The 17,462-nt window shown below is 38.8% G+C and carries 17 protein-coding genes; 13 read left to right on the plus strand and 4 right to left on the minus strand.

Annotation, left to right across the window (positions count from 1 at the left end; translation table 11 throughout):
* The first annotated feature begins 30 nt into the window (after positions 1-30).
* A complete protein-coding gene (gene tyrS, locus ACXAEO_RS01725) occupies positions 31-1,287 on the plus strand; it encodes a tyrosine--tRNA ligase (RefSeq protein WP_474877196.1) in 1,257 nt (418 codons plus the stop codon).
* Between the two features lie 209 nt (positions 1,288-1,496).
* Here the strand turns inward: tyrS and rpsD are convergent, their stop codons facing one another.
* Positions 1,497-2,099: a 30S ribosomal protein S4 gene (gene rpsD, locus ACXAEO_RS01730; RefSeq protein ID WP_474877199.1), complete on the minus strand. Its 603-nt coding sequence runs from the start codon at positions 2,097-2,099 to the stop codon at positions 1,497-1,499.
* Between the two features lie 350 nt (positions 2,100-2,449).
* On the opposite strand from rpsD, the gene ACXAEO_RS01735 reads away from it, so the two are divergent.
* On the plus strand, positions 2,450-4,327 hold the full coding sequence (locus ACXAEO_RS01735; protein ID WP_474877202.1) for a sensor domain-containing diguanylate cyclase: 1,878 nt from the start codon (positions 2,450-2,452) through the stop codon (positions 4,325-4,327).
* 79 nt (positions 4,328-4,406) lie between these two features.
* Here ACXAEO_RS01735 and ACXAEO_RS01740 read toward each other — a convergent pair whose 3' ends face one another.
* Entirely contained in the window at positions 4,407-4,886 is a 480-nt protein-coding gene (locus ACXAEO_RS01740; RefSeq protein WP_474877204.1) for a GAF domain-containing protein, read from the minus strand.
* Positions 4,887-5,183: 297 nt separating this feature from the next.
* Here ACXAEO_RS01740 and refZ point away from each other — a divergent pair, with 297 nt between their 5' ends.
* On the plus strand, positions 5,184-5,819 hold the full coding sequence (refZ, locus tag ACXAEO_RS01745) for a forespore capture DNA-binding protein RefZ (RefSeq protein WP_474877207.1): 636 nt from the start codon (positions 5,184-5,186) through the stop codon (positions 5,817-5,819).
* Here refZ and hisJ read toward each other — a convergent pair.
* Positions 5,809-6,603, minus strand: coding sequence for a histidinol-phosphatase HisJ (hisJ, locus tag ACXAEO_RS01750; protein ID WP_474877209.1), 795 nt, complete (start codon positions 6,601-6,603; stop codon positions 5,809-5,811). The two genes, refZ and hisJ, sit on opposite strands and share 11 nt — an antisense overlap.
* 380 nt (positions 6,604-6,983) lie before the next feature.
* On the opposite strand from hisJ, the gene ezrA reads away from it, so the two are divergent.
* From ezrA to ACXAEO_RS01770, 4 genes are all read left to right on the plus strand, one after another.
* Positions 6,984-8,672, plus strand: coding sequence for a septation ring formation regulator EzrA (gene ezrA / locus ACXAEO_RS01755; RefSeq protein WP_474877211.1), 1,689 nt, complete (start codon positions 6,984-6,986; stop codon positions 8,670-8,672).
* A gap of 156 nt (positions 8,673-8,828) precedes the next feature.
* Positions 8,829-9,980: a cysteine desulfurase family protein gene (locus ACXAEO_RS01760; protein WP_474877214.1), complete on the plus strand. Its 1,152-nt coding sequence runs from the start codon at positions 8,829-8,831 to the stop codon at positions 9,978-9,980.
* Entirely contained in the window at positions 9,977-11,185 is a 1,209-nt protein-coding gene (gene thiI, locus ACXAEO_RS01765; RefSeq protein WP_474877216.1) for a tRNA uracil 4-sulfurtransferase ThiI, read from the plus strand. The genes ACXAEO_RS01760 and thiI overlap by 4 nt, the downstream gene beginning before the upstream one ends.
* A gap of 80 nt (positions 11,186-11,265) precedes the next feature.
* Positions 11,266-11,469 carry a small, acid-soluble spore protein, alpha/beta type gene (locus tag ACXAEO_RS01770; protein ID WP_474877220.1) on the plus strand — a complete coding sequence of 68 codons (204 nt, stop codon included), beginning with the start codon at positions 11,266-11,268 and terminating at the stop codon, positions 11,467-11,469.
* Positions 11,470-11,678: 209 nt separating this feature from the next.
* On the opposite strand, the gene ACXAEO_RS01775 is transcribed toward ACXAEO_RS01770, so the two are convergent.
* Positions 11,679-12,479 carry an NAD kinase gene (locus ACXAEO_RS01775; protein WP_474877224.1) on the minus strand — a complete coding sequence of 267 codons (801 nt, stop codon included), beginning with the start codon at positions 12,477-12,479 and terminating at the stop codon, positions 11,679-11,681.
* A 146-nt stretch (positions 12,480-12,625) separates the two neighbouring features.
* Here ACXAEO_RS01775 and sppA point away from each other — a divergent pair, with 146 nt between their 5' ends.
* The 6 genes from sppA (at position 12,626) to ACXAEO_RS01805 (ending at position 17,424) form a co-directional block, all read left to right on the plus strand.
* Positions 12,626-13,642 (plus strand): signal peptide peptidase SppA, encoded by a 1,017-nt coding sequence (sppA, locus tag ACXAEO_RS01780; protein ID WP_474877227.1) that lies wholly within the window; start codon positions 12,626-12,628, stop codon positions 13,640-13,642.
* Positions 13,643-13,652: 10 nt separating this feature from the next.
* On the plus strand, positions 13,653-14,183 hold the full coding sequence (locus ACXAEO_RS01785) for an RDD family protein (RefSeq protein WP_474877229.1): 531 nt from the start codon (positions 13,653-13,655) through the stop codon (positions 14,181-14,183).
* A gap of 131 nt (positions 14,184-14,314) precedes the next feature.
* Complete coding sequence (locus ACXAEO_RS01790; RefSeq protein WP_474877233.1) at positions 14,315-15,016, plus strand: DUF2953 domain-containing protein; 702 nt, start codon at positions 14,315-14,317, stop codon at positions 15,014-15,016.
* 13 nt (positions 15,017-15,029) lie between these two features.
* Positions 15,030-15,545: a GerW family sporulation protein gene (ytfJ, locus tag ACXAEO_RS01795; RefSeq protein ID WP_474877237.1), complete on the plus strand. Its 516-nt coding sequence runs from the start codon at positions 15,030-15,032 to the stop codon at positions 15,543-15,545.
* Between the two features lie 171 nt (positions 15,546-15,716).
* On the plus strand, positions 15,717-16,214 hold the full coding sequence (gene tpx, locus ACXAEO_RS01800) for a thiol peroxidase (protein WP_474877240.1): 498 nt from the start codon (positions 15,717-15,719) through the stop codon (positions 16,212-16,214).
* 220 nt (positions 16,215-16,434) lie between these two features.
* Positions 16,435-17,424 carry a class I SAM-dependent methyltransferase gene (locus tag ACXAEO_RS01805; protein WP_474877243.1) on the plus strand — a complete coding sequence of 330 codons (990 nt, stop codon included), beginning with the start codon at positions 16,435-16,437 and terminating at the stop codon, positions 17,422-17,424.
* The last annotated feature ends 38 nt before the right edge of the window (positions 17,425-17,462 follow it).

Below are 17,462 nucleotides of genomic sequence, written 5' to 3' on the forward strand. Positions count from 1 at the left end.
TTTTATTTTGTCTAAAAAGGAGTAGGTTTTATGGATATTTTACAGGATTTGCAATTTAGAGGGTTAATTAATCAACAAACGGATGAAGAGGGATTACGAGAACTGCTGCAAAAGGAAAGTGTCAAACTTTATTGTGGATTTGACCCGACTGCAGACAGTCTTCATATTGGTCATATGCTTCCAGTTTTAATTTTACGTCGTTTTCAACAAGCAGGCCACCAACCGATTGCTCTTGTTGGTGGAGGCACGGGTTTAATTGGTGATCCGAGCGGAAAGAAAGCAGAGCGTACGTTAAATGAAAAAGAAACGGTCGCGTTCTTCAGTCAGCGTATTAAAGACCAGCTTTCCCGTTTCTTAGACTTTGAGCGTGACGAGAATCCAGCAACAATTGCGAACAACTATGATTGGATTGGATCTTTAGACGTCATTACGTTTTTACGTGATATCGGAAAAAATTTCGGTATTAACTACATGCTGGCGAAAGATTCGGTTCAATCCCGTATTGACACTGGTATTTCATTCACAGAGTTCAGCTACATGATCTTACAATCATATGACTTTTTGAATCTATACCAAAACTATGATTGCAAACTTCAAATTGGTGGTAGTGACCAATGGGGAAATATTACAGCCGGAATGGAATTAATTCGCAAAACTGAAGAAAACGCAAAAGCTTTCGGTTTAACAGTCCCACTTGTGACAAAAGCTGATGGAACAAAATTCGGTAAAACAGAAGGCGGAGCAATTTGGCTGGATCCGGAAAAAACATCACCATATGAGTTTTACCAGTTCTGGATTAACACAGATGACCGAGATGTTGTGAAATACTTAAAATACTTTACTTTCTTATCTCATGAAGAAATTATCGAGCTGGAAAAACAAACGGTCGAAGCACCTGAGAAACGCGCAGCTCAAAAAGCGCTAGCAGCAGAAATGACAAAGCTTGTGCATGGAGAAGAGTCATTAAACCAAGCGATTAAAATTTCAGCAGCATTATTTAGCGGTAGCATTGCTGAACTAACAGCCGAAGAAATTAAGCAAGGATTTAAAGATGTTCCTTCTTATGAGCATAAAGGAGAAGAAATCGCATTAATCGATCTTCTCGTAAACAGCAAAATTTCTCCGTCTAAGCGCCAAGCTCGCGAAGATATTTCGAGTGGGGCAATTTATATTAATGGTGAACGCGTCCAAGAGCTAGATAAAATGATCACAGCAGAAGATCGCATTGAAGGTCAATTTACGGTGATTAGACGAGGGAAGAAGAAATACTACTTAATCAAATATTAAAAATAGAATTGTGGGGCCTAAAGGGCAGGCCCCACAATTCTATTTTTGAAAAGGTCCTTTTATCAAAAATTGTTTTATGACGAGCTTTGATAGAAAGGCCTTTTTCTTTATTATTAACTGTTTAAGTCATATGGGGAAATTTCAATATAACAGAAAAACTTCGTCCATAATAAAAAAAAATCCTGCGCCAAAGAGCAGGATTTTTTTTATTAACGAGAGTAGAACTCTACGATTAATGCTTCGTTGATCTCAGCAGCTAATTCAGAACGCTCAGGTAAACGAGTGAATGTAGCTTCTAATTTCTCAGCATCAAATGTTAAATAGTCAGGTACGAAGTTGTTTACTTCGATAGCTTCTTTAATTGAAGCGATGTTGCGAGATTTTTCGCGAACAGAGATTACTTGACCTGGTTTTACGCGGTAAGATGCGATATCTACGCGCTTGCCATCAACTAAAATATGACCGTGGTTAACTAATTGGCGAGCTCCACGACGAGTGCGAGCAAGACCCATACGGTATACTAAGTTATCAAGGCGAGCTTCTAAAAGAATCATGAAGTTTTCACCGTGCTTACCAGTCATTTTACCAGCAGCAGCGAAGATTGTACGGAATTGACGCTCATTTACACCATACATGTGGCGTAATTTTTGCTTCTCTTGTAATTGTAAACCGTACTCAGATAATTTTTTGCGTTGACCAGGACCGTGTGGGCCTGGAGCGTAAGGACGCTTTTCTAATTCCTTACCTGTACCGCTTAATGAAATGCCTAGACGACGAGATAATTTCCAACTTGGACCAGTATAACGAGCCATTATGACTCCTCCTTATGTTTTTATTTCGTATGAAACAAAAACAGACACACTCTTACGATATGGTCATTTTATTTTCATGTATCCTCGCTCTAGCAGCAGAGAGTTACACGATACACCTCTCAAATAAGAGGAATAAAATGAGAACATAAAGAAGTTTGTATAAGCTGCATATTTCACACAAAAAACATTATATGATTTTTATAACCTCATGTCAAGAATGTTTTAACAACCCTTCATTTTGGCTAAATATAATTTTAATAATTTTTTAATAGGAAAATGGTGGAGAATTCATATATAATAGAAATATTAGGCAATAAAGTACGGTTATTAAATATCGTGGGTGATTTTAAATGATTAGTGTAGAAAAACACCAGTTAGACCTGATAAAAGCTGAATTTTTTAATCTTTTAACTAAAAATAATACAAGCTTTCCTGTGAAAAAGGTGGCAGGAGAGATGGCTCAGGTCATTTGCAGTCTTTTACACGTGAAGGAAGTTGCCTTTCTTCTTAAAGGCTGGAATAGCGATCAGAAGCAACAAGAGTTTTTTTCATGTACAACCGAAGGAGACAAACAGGATTTTTCCGATTTTTTAAATATTTTAGGGTGCAGCCACACAGAAACATGTAGTTGTCTGAACCAAGAACCGAAGCAGGATAAAGATATTACAGCCGTTCCTTTAATCATGGATGAGGAAAGGACGGGGTGTTTGTATATAAAGGTAAATGATGGGGAAGAAAAAACGCTTTCCTTCTTTTCAGCATTGGGAATTGAATGTGTGCGTTTATTGAATTTTGCTTATGGCTATGAACAAAATTCCATCCAGCAAAAACGATATGAACAACTGTATCGTGTGACAACTAAATTCCATTCATCAATGGACATGAATGACGTATTGGTGGAAGTCATTCAGACGCTGAAAGAAGTATATCCTACGTTTGAGTATTATTTGTTGCTTTCACATGATTATGGAAGTCATGAGCATTTACCGATTAAGTATTTAAAATACGATGGGGACAATGTCAGTATGACAGCCATGGAGTCTTACGTGACAGGGTCTGTTCAAATCGATAAAAATGAAGCGGAAGATCGCTTCGTGCTATACGCTCCATTGAATGGAAAGCAAGGGATATATGGAATTTTACAAGTGATTGCGCGTGATACGGTGTTTCTTCGAAAAGAAGAAGTGAAGTTTATTTCATTATTGGCCAATACGGCAGGCAGTGCTTTAGAAAATGCTCAGTTATATCATCAATCAAGAAAGTTGATTGAAGACTTAAAGCTCATTAACGAAACATCACACCGCCTTAATTCCAGTTTGCGCTTAGCTGATACTATCGGATTTATGTCCAAGCAAATTCGCAAATCGTTTGGCGCCAGCGAAGTAGGATTTGTATTATTTGCCGACGAACACAATTTCAAAAAATTACCTGGGAGTACAGACTTCTTTTCATCTTCAGATGCTGAAAAATATGTCCAGCTCGTATATGGAGAAATGGCGAAAGAAAAAGATTCTCTTTTTATTAATGAAGCATCTACAAGCTTTGGGGAAGAGCTTTCTCAATTTCAATCCATTATGGCAGTGCCTATGATGCAGGGAGGAGAAATTAAAGGTGCAACGATTGTTCTTCATGAGAAAGCCTATTTCTTTTCCTTTGACAATTTTAAATTACTTCAATCACTTGTGCATCATTCGACTCTCGCATTTACGAACTCTATGCTTCGTGAAGAGTTGGAAAAGCTTGTTGTAACGGATTATTTGACAAAGCTTTACTCCCGTAACTATTTGGATGAGCAAATTCAGCGGTCGATGGATACGGATGAGTTTGGTACGTTTCTTTTAATTGATATTGATAATTTTAAAAAGGTCAACGATACGTATGGTCATCAAATTGGGGACCAAATTATTATTCAAATTGCCCAGATTATGAGAAATCATATTCGAGACAATGATATTGGAGCGAGATGGGGTGGAGAAGAACTTGCTGTTTATCTGCCTTCCGTTCCATTGGATATTGGAGCTCAAATTGCTGAACGGCTTGTTCAAAAAGTAGAAGAGTTTACCAATCCAAAAACGACCATTTCATGCGGCGTCTCCTTTTGGGAAAGGGATGTGGAAGATTCTGTTCAACGGCTGTTTAACCGTGCCGACGAAGCTTTATATAAAGCAAAACGTTTTGGCAAAAATCAAGTGGTCATTCAAAGTGAAGATTTATTTAAAGCACAATAGTTCTCTTTTAGAGAGAAAACGAATAAGAAAAGGGTGGTTAATAAGGGCGGGAATCGTCCTTATTAACCACCCTTTTTACTTATAAAAAAGTAACAAGTGTTTCAACAAATTTTTCAAGGTATTGCTGGTCAATCTCATCAAAACGATCTTTAATCGGACTGTCGATATCCAATACTCCGATAAGCTCGCCGTCTTTAATCATCGGGATTACAATTTCAGATTGAGACGCTGCATCACAAGCAATATGCCCAGGGAATTGATGAACATCAGCTATACGTTCTGTCGTGCGATTTTGAGCAGCTGTTCCACAAACGCCTTTTCCATAAGGGATTCGTACACAAGCTGGTAACCCTTGGAATGGACCTAATACGAGTTCATTCTCTTCTGCTGTATAAAATCCTACCCAGTTAATGTCCGTTAAAAATTGATTAAGTAAAGCAGAAGCGTTCGCTAAGTTAGCGATTGGGTTTGTTTCACCAGTAAGTAATGCTTGTAGTTGTTTAATGACAAGTTCGTAATTTTTTTCTTTTGAATGGCTATAATTTTCGACATGAAACATAAGAAATCCCTCCGTTTTTTATGGAAAAATGTTAATTTTAGCAAAATAAGTCACTTCTTTCCCAACTTTGTCGAGAGAATTAAGAAGGGAAGAAAAGGGTCAAAAAAGAATTTGTATAGTAAGTTGATGGACTAATGACTAATTTTGTCATACTAAGTCTATTTTTTCAATTTTTCTGTTTTTCACTAAGTCATAGTTGCTCCGTTTATACCGTCCCAAGCAAGAAGGATCTCTTTGTCATCCATTATCTTAATAGATTGATGTCAGAGAGGAACTCAATGGAAAGGTGTGTCTAAAATGGCTGTGAAATCAAAAACAAAAGAAAAAGTAATAGATGCTGCGGTGTTGTTGTTCAATACAAAAGGTTTTGATGGGACTTCTGTAAGAGAAATTGCCAAAAAAGCTAATGTGAATGTTGCGAATATCTCCTACTATTTTGACAGTAAAGAAGGATTGCTGGAACATTTAGTGACTTCCTTTTTTGAAGGCTATATTGAATTACTCGAACAAATCGCTGTGACCTTCAAACATCAGTCACCGAAACAATGTTTAATTCATGTAGTTCGATCTATCATGGAGTATCAGCATGAACATAGGCATGTAGCGCGAGTGGTATACCGCCAAGTTTCTCTTGATACCATGTTTATTCGGGAAATCATGACAACCTACTTGGCTAAAGAAAAGTATATTTTAACCGACCTTCTTGAAAAAGGGGTGCGGCAAAAGGAATTTAGGCGCTTAAATAGTCCATATATTATCATGCAGTTAAAAGGGATGCTGACGACGCCTTATTTGCACTCTCAGTATTTGTCAGAAGTCTTGTATGTGTTGCCCCATGAACCTTATTTTATTAAACAGTATACAAAAGAGGTAGAAAAATGGGTAACAGAAATTATTTGTACAGCACCTGATTCGCTATACATCAGCCTTTAAAAAGTTCCGAAAACCCTTGTCCTAAATCCGTCGCACGATGGGCATCTGACCCATAAATGAGAGGGATTTTTTTCTTTTTCGCTTCTTCTGCTACCCATTGCGGTGGATAGACCTCCTGACAAAGTGGTTTAAATAATCCAGCCGCATTATAGTCTAACTCTAGATTAAAATGGCTCATGCGGTTTAACAGATGAATAATATCAGGTCGGAAATCGACGGAGCATGGGAATTTTCGCTGGAATTTATGGACTAACGTAATATGACCAATCCTTTTTGGTTTATAAGATCCCAAATCGCATTCAATTGAAGCTAGAACTGTATTGAAGTAAGCCTTGTATACTGCTTCAACCGTTCCAAAATCCTCAATCATTTCTGCAAATACGTCTTCACTATAGTCTAAGCAATAATACGTTTCTCCCTTTTTAATAAAGTGTACGGATAAAAGACTATCGTCTAGATGAGGGCCGTATTCCTTCAAAAAGGCGGTGGTTTCTTTTTCATACCCTTCAATATAATCCACTTCGAGACCAACCTGAATCGTCAATTCCTTTTTATAGGTCTCTTTTACGGTTTGAACGGCTAATAAATATCGCTCTAGGTCGGCCAGTTGAATGGCGCTGTCTTGCAGTGGAGTGGGGTCGGTAAATCCTGCTGGAAGCGGAGCGTGTTCTGTAAATGAAATTTGTTTGAAACCAGATTGGATGGCTTGTTCGATGTATTGCTCAAGTGAGTCGCTGGAACCGTGTGGGCAAAATGGTGTATGAATATGGCCGTCAATTTTCACGTTTATAACCTCCTGTAAATATGTAATAAAATGCGTTATGCCAATTTTATAAGAAATATGCAAGAAACTGCCAATATTTTATATAAAAAAACGAAAATTTTTCTCAAAAACCTTGCTGAACATGGTATCATAAAAACATTGACGAAAAATTTTTTAACCGGCTTTTTATAGCCGCTTTTACATAAAAGTATGTGTTTAAAAAACAGGATGAAAAGAGCTGGGAAGTTCACAAAAGCGCAGTCTTAGAAAGCAGGTTGTATGCTTTTCGTGTTCGCCTAAGAAGAGACAGTCTGCTGTCGAAGTTCTCGCTTTTTCCAATTTTTGAATCACCTAAAAAAACGGAACAGTTTTATGGGACAGGGAGTGTAAGGGAGCTTACTATGGAACTCACAATCGCGCTTATTATTTTAGTAGTTGGATTGATTATTTATGGATTTTATTCCAGAAAGCAAATATATAAAGACGTAGATCGATTAGAAGCGATGAAAATGGAATTGATGCACATGCCTGTCGCAGAAGAGATTTCGAAAGTGAAAGAACTGAACATGACAGGGGAAACAGAAGAGTTGTTTGAGCGATGGAGAGAGCAATGGGATGACATTGTAACAGCCGAGCTGCCTAAAATTGATGAGCTTCTGTTTGAAACAGAAGAAGCAGCAGATAAGTATCGCTTTAAAAAGGCGAAGCAATTGGTGATTCATATTCAAGAATCCCTAGATGAGATTAAGGGGAATATCCAGAAAATTTTGGATGAACTTCAAAATCTAATTGGCAGTGAACAAAGCAATCGTCATGATAGCGAGGCGCTTGAGCAATTTTACCGTGATGTGAAAAAGAAATTGCTCGCTCATCGTTATACATACGGCAAAGCAGAGGAAAATTTAGATCAAGCTTTGTCAGAGATTAAAGAGCGATTCACAGTGTTTGAAGAAGCAACAGACAATGGGAATTATCTTCAAGCGCGTGATATTGTACTCGGAATTCAACAAGACTTAACGACCATTAATGAATACTTGGAAGTCATTCCGAAAATATTAACAGATTGTCAGACGACGTTACCAGCACAACTAGAGGAACTGACCGATGGGTATGAGGAAATGTGTGAACAAGGCTATGTGTTGGATCATTTACAAGTGAATGAAACAGCGGAAACGTTGGCCGATGACTTGAAATGGATTATTGAACAAGTAGAAGATTTAAACGTGGAAGAGGCACAGTTTCGATTGGTAGAAGTGAATGACATGATTGAACAGCTCTATGATGCTCTTGAAAAAGAAGTCTATGCGTATCACGAGATTCATAAAGAATCGGGCCATATTTCGTCTCTTCTCAAACAGCTTCAAGATAAGAATAAAGAATTAAAAGAAGAAACGCTTTTTGTGCAGCAAAGCTATCAGTTGAATGAACAAGACTTAGCTGCCTACCATAAAACAGACCGAGAATTAAAACGGTTATCTAATCTGTATTATAGTGTGGCTAATAAAATTGTTGAGCACAATCTTGCATATACGGTCATTCAAGAAGAATTGAATGAAGTATCCATTCACCTTCAGCATGTGCACGACCAACAGCAGTCGTATATTGAAATCTTACAGACATTACGTAAAGATGAGCTGGCGGCAAAAGAAAAAATTCATGAATTACGCAAACAATTAGTGGAAGCTAAACGCCTTATTCAAAAAGGAAACTTGCCTGGCGTACCGATTGAGTACAAGGAGCGTGTAGAGGAAGCAAAACATGCTCTTCAAGCGGTAATGGGGAAGTTAGAGGAAAAACCGCTGAATATCAGTAAGGTTAATAATTTACTGGAGCAAGCGATTGAGGCGGTTCAACTCACTTTTAAAGAAACGGAAGAGATGCTTCACGAAGCGTTCCTTGTAGAACAAGTCATTCAATATGGGAACCGATATCGTAGCCGTCATCCGTTTGTAGCACAATCCCTTCAAGAAGCGGAAGAACTGTTCCGAAAATATGACTATCATGCGGCCTTGCAGCAGGCTGCTAGTGCAATTGAACAAGTAGAACCAGGAGCGGTAGAACGTTTAGGTTCGCTTGTTGCAAAAGGATAAAAAGAAATGAAAGAAAGTCTCGTTACGTAATCCTTCATGGCAAAGGGTTCACATAACGGGGCTTTTTTTCTAGTGTGTCCAGTTTTAAAAAATGACTTAAATGTGATAACATAAGTTGATATTTGCCAAGCTGTGCGCACTAAGGAGGTTTAGGCAATGATATACTTGGATAACAGTGCAACGACGCCACCTTATCAAGAGGTAATTGACTCCTTTTCAAAGGTGTCTGCTCGTTATTATGGAAACCCCTCTTCTCTTCATCAATTTGGAATAGAAGCGGAAAATTTGTTAACGAGAGCTCGGCAGCAGGTGGCAGAATTATTGGGCGTTCAATCGAAGGAAGTGGTATTTACTTCAGGGGGAACGGAAGGAAATAATCTGGCCATTAAAGGAGCTGCCTTGCAGTATCAACAGAGAGGAAAGCATATAATTACCACCACGATTGAGCATGATGCAGTTCATGAGCCGTTTCGACAATTGGAGCAATTTGGTTTTGAGGTGACGTATGTTCCGGTTGATGAAAATGGTTTTATCGATCCATCAGCTATTCAATCTGCAATTAGAGCGGATACGGTTTTAGTTTCCGTCATACATGTGAATAATGAAATAGGCTCAATCCAGCCGATTGAAGAAATCGGCAAGATGTTAAAAGAATACCCAAGAATTATTTTCCATGTCGATCATGTGCAGGGAGCAGGAAAAGTCCCGTTAAATATAAAAAAGGCTAATGTTCATTTATGTACCATTTCTGGACATAAATTTCACGGTTTAAAAGGTACGGGAGCACTTTATATAAAAGAAGGCATTACACTTTCGCCGCTTTTAAGCGGAGGGGCACAAGAGTTTCAGTTTCGGTCGGGTACGGAGAACGTAGCAGGAGCCGTTTCAATGGCGAAAGCGCTAAGAATGGCAATGGACCAATATGAAACAAATATTCAAGCAATGGCCGGTATGAAAGAAGCATTAAGAAAAGGGCTGCAACAAGAAGCCGGAATCATGATTAACACACCTAAGGTGCAAGCCGCACCACATATTCTGAACTTCACGGTAAAGGGAATTAAAGCGGAAGTGCTTCTTCACAGTCTTGAAGAGAAAGGGATTTTCGTTTCCACGACATCTGCTTGCTCCTCTAAAAAGAAACAACCGAGCAAAACATTGCTGGCTATCGGACGAAATGAAGATGAAGCGAACGCAGCTATTCGTTTAAGTCTATCGTATATGAACATAAAAGACGATGTGGACTATATTGTTCAGTCTATTTTATTATCTATTCAACAATTGAGAAAAGTAATGAGGGATTCCACATGATGTATGAATATATTTTAATTCGCTATGGCGAAATTTCTACAAAAGGTCAAAATAGAAAAAAGTTTGTCGATCGTTTAAAGCGGAACATTCAGAACGTATTGAGTCATTATCCAAAGATTTTAATTGAACAAACCCGCGATCGTATGTATATCCGTTTAAACGGAGAGCCGCATAAGCCCATTATGGTAGAGCTTCAAAAAGTATTTGGTATTCAAAGCTTCAGCTTAGCAGTGAAAGTGAACAATGATATCGAAGAAATCAAAAAAGCGGCGTTAGAAATTATGAAAGAGCATGATGAAGAACAGGCGACTTTTAAAGTAACAGCGAAAAGAGCGTATAAACAATTTGCGCTCGACACGAATGAGATTAACTATGCGGTTGGAAGCCATATTTTAAAAAATACAACGCACTTTACAGTAGATGTCCGTAATCCTCACATTAATTTACGGGTAGAAGTAAGAGAAGATGCCACATACATTACAAGCTTAAATGTTCCTGGGGCAGGAGGGCTGCCTGTTGGGACAGGCGGTAAAGCAATGCTCATGTTGTCTGGGGGGATTGATAGCCCTGTAGCGGGGTATTTAGCGATGAAGCGCGGTCTTGAAATTGAAGCTGTTCATTTTTACAGCCCACCATTTACAAGTGAGCGCTCCAAACAAAAAGTCATTGATTTAGCTCAAAAATTAACGAACTACAGTGGTAAGGTGAAAGTGCACATCGTTCCATTCACAGCCATTCAGCAAGCCATTCAAAAGCAAGTACCGGAAAATTATACGATGACGTCAACGAGAAGAATGATGCTGAAAATCACAGATCGTCTGCGTCATCGCCATCAAGGATTAGCTATTGTTACAGGGGAAAGTTTAGGGCAAGTAGCAAGTCAAACGTTAGAGAGTATGTTTGCTATTAATGATGTAACGTCTACACCAATTCTTCGTCCACTAATTACGATGGATAAAACGGAAATTATTGACATCGCGAAAGAAATTGACACCCATGATATTTCCATTCGTCCTTTTGAAGACTGCTGTACAATCTTTACTCCGGCCGCACCTAAAACAAGACCGAAATTGGATAAAGTCCAGCGCTATGAAGAGTTTGTAGACTTTGATGCGCTTATTGAAGAAGCGGTTGAGGGGACAGAAACGATCGAATTACTAGCAGGAAAACGTGAGAAAGCTTCTGTTGAAGAAGATTTATTTTGAAATGTAAAAAACTACCATGTTTTTTCTGTATGAAGCCATGTGTTTTTACACACTCTATACTCACAAGGAGGTGAAAACACATGGCAAACAACAATAACAGCAATCAATTAGTAGTACCTGGCGTACAACAAGCGATTGACCAAATGAAATATGAAATCGCATCTGAGTTTGGTGTAAACCTTGGTGCAGACACAACAGCTCGCGCTAACGGTTCAGTTGGCGGTGAGATTACAAAGCGCTTAGTTCAAATGGCTGAGCAACAACTTGGTGGCAGCGACTACTAATTTACAACAGAATATAAAATGGCTACAAAGAGTGGGGCTTGTCCCCACTCTTTTATATTACCCTTATATTGGGTTTTGATACGAATTAACCCATTTTTTGTATAATGAACTATAGAAAATGACATAAAAAAGGACACGGGCTGACGGCCTTCGTGTCCGATAAAGATAGCTTTAACCATCCTGATACATATGATTCAAATGTGAGATGCTTATAAAAATGTACGTTGAACTCGGCGCCAAAAGGAATTGTCTTTCAATTTCACGGTCTTAATTTGGCGATCGCTTAAACGGATAGAAAGCTCTTCGACGTGGCGTACACCTGATGCTTCGTTATCCATGCCAATGGTTGGATAATGATTATCTTCATTTAGTAGTTTTAACTTGAGTGTATGGACGTTGCTTAAGATAAAAGAAGACCCTAACGTACGGTACGTATTATTATTTAAAGAAGCGATTTCACTTACTTGCATACACGGCAGTAACGGGTCAACAACAGCTCCGTTAACCGATTTATTGTAAGCGGTGCTTCCTGTTGGTGTAGCAACAATCATTCCATCTCCACGGAATGTTTCAAAATGCAAGTCATTAATGTAGACATCCATTTCAAATGTTTTAATAAGAGTAGAACGTATAGAGCATTCATTTAAGCAATAGAATGAATAGGAGTTATTCACTGTTACATCCATGATAGGAAAACGTCTTACTTCTATGCTTTCGGTTGTCATCGCTTCTACCATTTTCACGGTATCATCAATATGAAAGTCACAATAAAAACTTGGGGCATTGGACGTTGAAATTCCTGCATATAAGCAATCGTCACGGAAGCCGGATTGGCGTACCGCTTGAAGGAACGCGCCGTCTCCACCTACAGCTACAATAATATTTGCTTCCTGAGCGTTGTCCACTAAATTAAACTGATATTCTTCGGCTAATTGGTGAAGCGATTGAATCTTCTCTAAAAGTTCTTCGCTTTTCTTGTAAAACAAATAAACATTACGACGATTCGGCATGTTGTCTCCCCCTTGTGTATGCGATAAATCAAGATGTAAAACATTTCTAGAAGTTGAAAAAGTTTGCTAAAATAATTATATCATTCTTTTAAGGATAGTTAAAAGAATTATTAAACAATTTAGAAGATTAAATCGGGAGGCTCTAGATGAATAAAAAAAGATGGATTGCATTAGTGGCTGCTGCTGGCTTGTTGTTCGTGTCCAATTTAGTTAGTTTTGCTTCGAATGCTATGTTTTCAGATGTAGGAGAAGAAGGAGTATCTAGCATTTTTCTAGGGATGAGTGAGGGATTTAACGAAACAGTTATTGAAGAGGGAGATCCCAATCGGAAGGTGCTTATTTTGGAATTAGACGGAGTTATCCAAGACACAGGAGACGCGTCTTCCCCTTTTATGAGTCAAGGTGGTTATCATCACGATCATTTTTTGGAGATGATTGATCAAGCGGAAAAAGATGAAAGTGTCAAAGCACTAATTATAAAAGTCAATTCTCCTGGTGGTGGAGTTGTGGAAAGTGCTGAAATACATAAACAACTAACAGACCTTAAAGAGAAAACGAAGAAGCCTGTGTATGTCTCAATGGGAACGATGGCAGCTTCGGGCGGTTATTATATCTCTACGGCGGCTGATAAAATTTACGCCATTCCTGACACGCTGACGGGTTCACTCGGAGTCATTATGCAAGGGATTAATTACAGTGGTTTGGCAGAGAAGTATGGGGTAAAGTTTGAGACAATCAAAAGCGGACCATACAAAGACATTATGTCTCCTTCGCGAGAGATGACAGCAGAAGAACGGGAGATTATGCAAACACTTGTTAATAACGCTTATGACGGGTTTGTTTCTGTTATCAAACAAGGGCGAAACTTATCCGAAGAAAAAGTCCGCCAACTGGCAGATGGGCGCATTTACGATGGAAGGCAAGCAAAGGAACTTGGATTGGTGGATGAACTTGGCTATATTGAAGATGTGATTGCGGATATTAAAAAAACAGCGTCCTTGAAGGATGCTCAAGTGGTTGAATATGACCAAAACTTTGGACTTCCGTTCTTTCTCTCAGCCGCATCACAACAGCTTTTTTCTGATGATGCAGAGTTGGCTAGTTTGATGAAAATGTTGTCTGAGCCAAATTCCCGCAGATTAATGTACTTATATGCAGAATAGGGGTGAAGAAATGACGGAACATGAACCGTACAGCGAACAACCGGAAGTTCCAATTCACACAACCGAAGAACAGGAGCAAGAAAAGGTATATGTATGGTATGCAGGTTTTTGGGTGCGAGTATGGGCTTATTTAATCGATTTAGTGGTTATCATGAGTTTACAGCGTTTGCTTATTACCTCATGGATTCATGAGTCTGGGAAAGAGTGGTTTTCTCCCGTTGGTATCGCTATGGCAGCAATTTTTTATTTATATTTTATTTTGATGACAAAAAGGTTCGGACAGACGCTTGGCAAAATGATTATAGGGTTGAGAGTTGTCAGTTTAAAAGAAGAACCGTTAACATGGTCAACGGTTATTTTTCGAGAGTTGATTGGAAGATACATTTCCAAAACAGCATTATTTCTTGGATATGCGGCTGTAGCCTTCACGAATCAGAAGAAAGGGATTCATGACTACTTCGCAGACACAACTGTTATTTATGAAAAACGCCCTGCATATTTAATGAAACAAGTTGCCGTGCAGCAAGCTTCCACAGAATGATAGAAACGTTTAAACGGTCTAGAGAGACAAATAGGGTCTCTCTAGACCGTTTTTTTCATGGTAGGGAAAGAAGAAGGTTTGATTTCTTTCACGGATGGAGATAATGGAAGGTTGAGAAGGAGTGAAGATTCGTGTTATGGCTGTGGCTTTTAGGAGCATGTTTTGGACTCATTTTACTTATTTCTGTTAGTAAGTTGAAGATTAAAGTTAATTTAAATCACGTACGAGATAACGATTTTTATCAAGTGAAATGTTCTTTATGGTTTGGGTTAATTCGCTACACTTATAAAATTCCCGTTGTCAAAGTCGACAAAGAGTCTTCTACGGTCGTTGTGAACGAAGAAACAGATCAAGGGAATTCATCCGCGCAAGAAGAACAGCAAGAGGAATGGAAAGATTACTCGGTACGGGATTTCACGCACTTTTTAGAGGAGACTAAACAGTTTCTTGAGCATGTGAAAGGTTTTCACCAAATTTTAAAACGCTTTTTGCGTCATGTGTCGATTGAACGTATTCGATGGAGCACCGCAATCGGTATAGGTGATGCTATGTATACAGGGATGGTAGTTGGCGCCATCTGGTCTCTGAAAGGGAGTACGATGGGCATTATTAGTCGGTATATGCGTATGAAGGACCAACCTTTAATGGAAGTACACCCTTCGTTTCAGTATGCTATCTCGGAAACACGCTTCCAATGTATGATTTCATTTCGAATCGGGCATGCTATTTTAACGAGTTTACGGATTCTCAAACATTGGAAAAAATTCAGCTCTAAGCGAACTGAACGCTTGCGCAATATTCAATCCGAGAAGGTTCATTCGGCAAAAATGTGAGGAGGCTACCATTATGTCAGAACATCCTATTAAAAGCTTAATGTCCACCGCGATGGAAAATTTGAAAGAAATGATTGATGTAAATACAATCATTGGCGATCCCGTCGAGACACCAGATGGAAGTGTCATTTTAACGGTTTCAAAGGTTGGTTTTGGATTTGCGGCGGGCGGAAGTGAATTTTCGGTCGACGGGCAAAAAAAATCAGGTCAAGGGGGACAATCTCAAGGGCAGGAGCAAGAACCGAAACTGCCATTTGGAGGAGGAAGCGGGGGCGGAGTATCAATTACGCCAATTGCTTTTTTAATTGTTAGTCCTTCCGGTATTAAAATGCTCCATTTAAACGAAGGCACACATTTAGTGGAAAAGATTTTAGACAATGCTCCACAAGCAGTGGAGAAAATTCAGCAGATGTTTAATAAAAATAACAATAACAGCAACGGACAGAACAATCAAAACTACAATCAACAAGGCTACTATGCTCAAAATCAGCAACAAAATCCGCAACAAGGGCCGTCCATGGGAATGTAATTACAAAATAGAGGCTGTTTGGAAAAGGATTCATTCCTTGTTTCTGACAGCCTCATTTTATATTTTAGAAGCCTTAGAAAAGAAGGAAAAGTTGAAATAATTGCATTCTTTAAAGATTGGCGATAAGATGTACAGTGTACATATTTTTCGAAGTAAAGGGAGGACATTTTCATGGCTGTAACGTTTAAAGGGAATGCAGTAACATTAATGGGGAGTCAAGTAAAGGCGGGCGATAAAGCACCTAACTTTACTGTATTGGCAAACGACTTATCTGAAGTAACGCTTGACGCTACAAAAGGTTCCGTTCGTTTAATCAGTGTAGTTCCTTCTATTGATACTGGGGTATGTGATGCACAAACACGCCGCTTTAATGAAGAAGCAGCGAAGCTGGATAATGTGAAAGTTTTAACAGTCAGCGTAGATTTACCATTCGCTCAAAAGCGCTGGTGCGGGGCTCATGGCATTGACAATGTACAGACACTTTCCGATCACCGCGACTTATCTTTCGGAGAAGCTTACGGTGTTGCTATTAAAGAACTTCGTTTATTAGCTCGCTCTGTTTTTGTCATTGATTCCAACGACGAAGTAACCTATGCAGAGTATGTGAGTGAAGTGACAGATCATCCTAACTACGACGCCGCGATTGAAGCAGCAAAAGCAGCTAACTAAATAGTCCTTAGTATGGGAAAAGACGGCAAGTGATGAATTTGCCGTCTTTTTTAATGACCGCCCTTGTTTCAGAAATGAACAGGACGGTTATTTTTGTATTGGAGAATCAGTTTATGATAAAATGGGTTGTTCTACTTCATACAATTATTTTATTGACATAAAAGAAGCGGTAATATCCTGCCTGACAGGACGATGTTTGAAAAAGTAAGGAGGCTATAAAATGAGTGATTTAACAAAGATGGAGGAATTATTTAGAGTCATTGATCAAACGGCTTTAATTCTTCGAAAGGAATTACAATGTTCGTATTTAGAAGCAGTAACGGAAACGGGTGAGAACTTGTTTCATGATACGATTTTACAAGAAGAACTGGATGAAGTAACGAAAAAAAGACTGAAAAAAGAGTACGATAAACTTCAATTAGGGAAGTATGAAAAAGAGACCATCCGTAAAGCGTATCAATTGGCGGTACTTAAAGGTATGAAGGAAGCAACGCAGCCTAATCATCAAATGACGCCGGATGCAGTAGGGCTTTTTCTCAGCTATTTAGTTCGTAAATTAATGGCAGATAAACAGTCTTACTCTTTGCTTGATCCTGCCGTTGGAACAGGGAACTTATTAATGACTGTGCTCAATTACGAAGGAGAAAAGGTAAAACACGCTTCTGGAATTGACGTGGATGATTTACTTGTGAAACTGGCTTATGTGAATGCTAATTTGCAGGAACATCCTGTGCAGTTGTTTAACCAAGACAGCTTACAGCCACTCTTTATCGATCCGGTCGATTTGGCTATTGCTGATTTGCCTGTCGGTTATTATCCCAATGATGTAGGAGCTTCTGTTTATAAATTAAAAGCAGAGGAAGGGCATTCGTATGCACATCATTTGTTTATCGAGCAATGCTTAAACCAGTTAAAGCCTGGCGGCTATGCGGTACTGCTTATTCCAAATAATTTATTTGAAACGGAACAAGCCAAACAGCTACATGCGTATTTAAAAGAAGAGGCCATTATTCAAGGACTCATTCAGTTGCCACTATCGTTATTCAAACAAGAAAATTTAGCGAAGAGCATTTTTGTGCTGCAAAAAAAGGGTGAGGGCGTTGTTCCACCGAAAGAAGCGTTGCTTGTCGATCTGCCGAAATTCAGCAACAAAGAGGCAATGAGTCGTATTATGACAGAAATTGATAAATGGTTTCAAACAAAACGATGATAAAAGATGTTTCTGAATAGTACGAATTTATCATGAGC

It is taken from the genome of Bacillus sp. ABA4_010 (assembly GCF_056159105.1).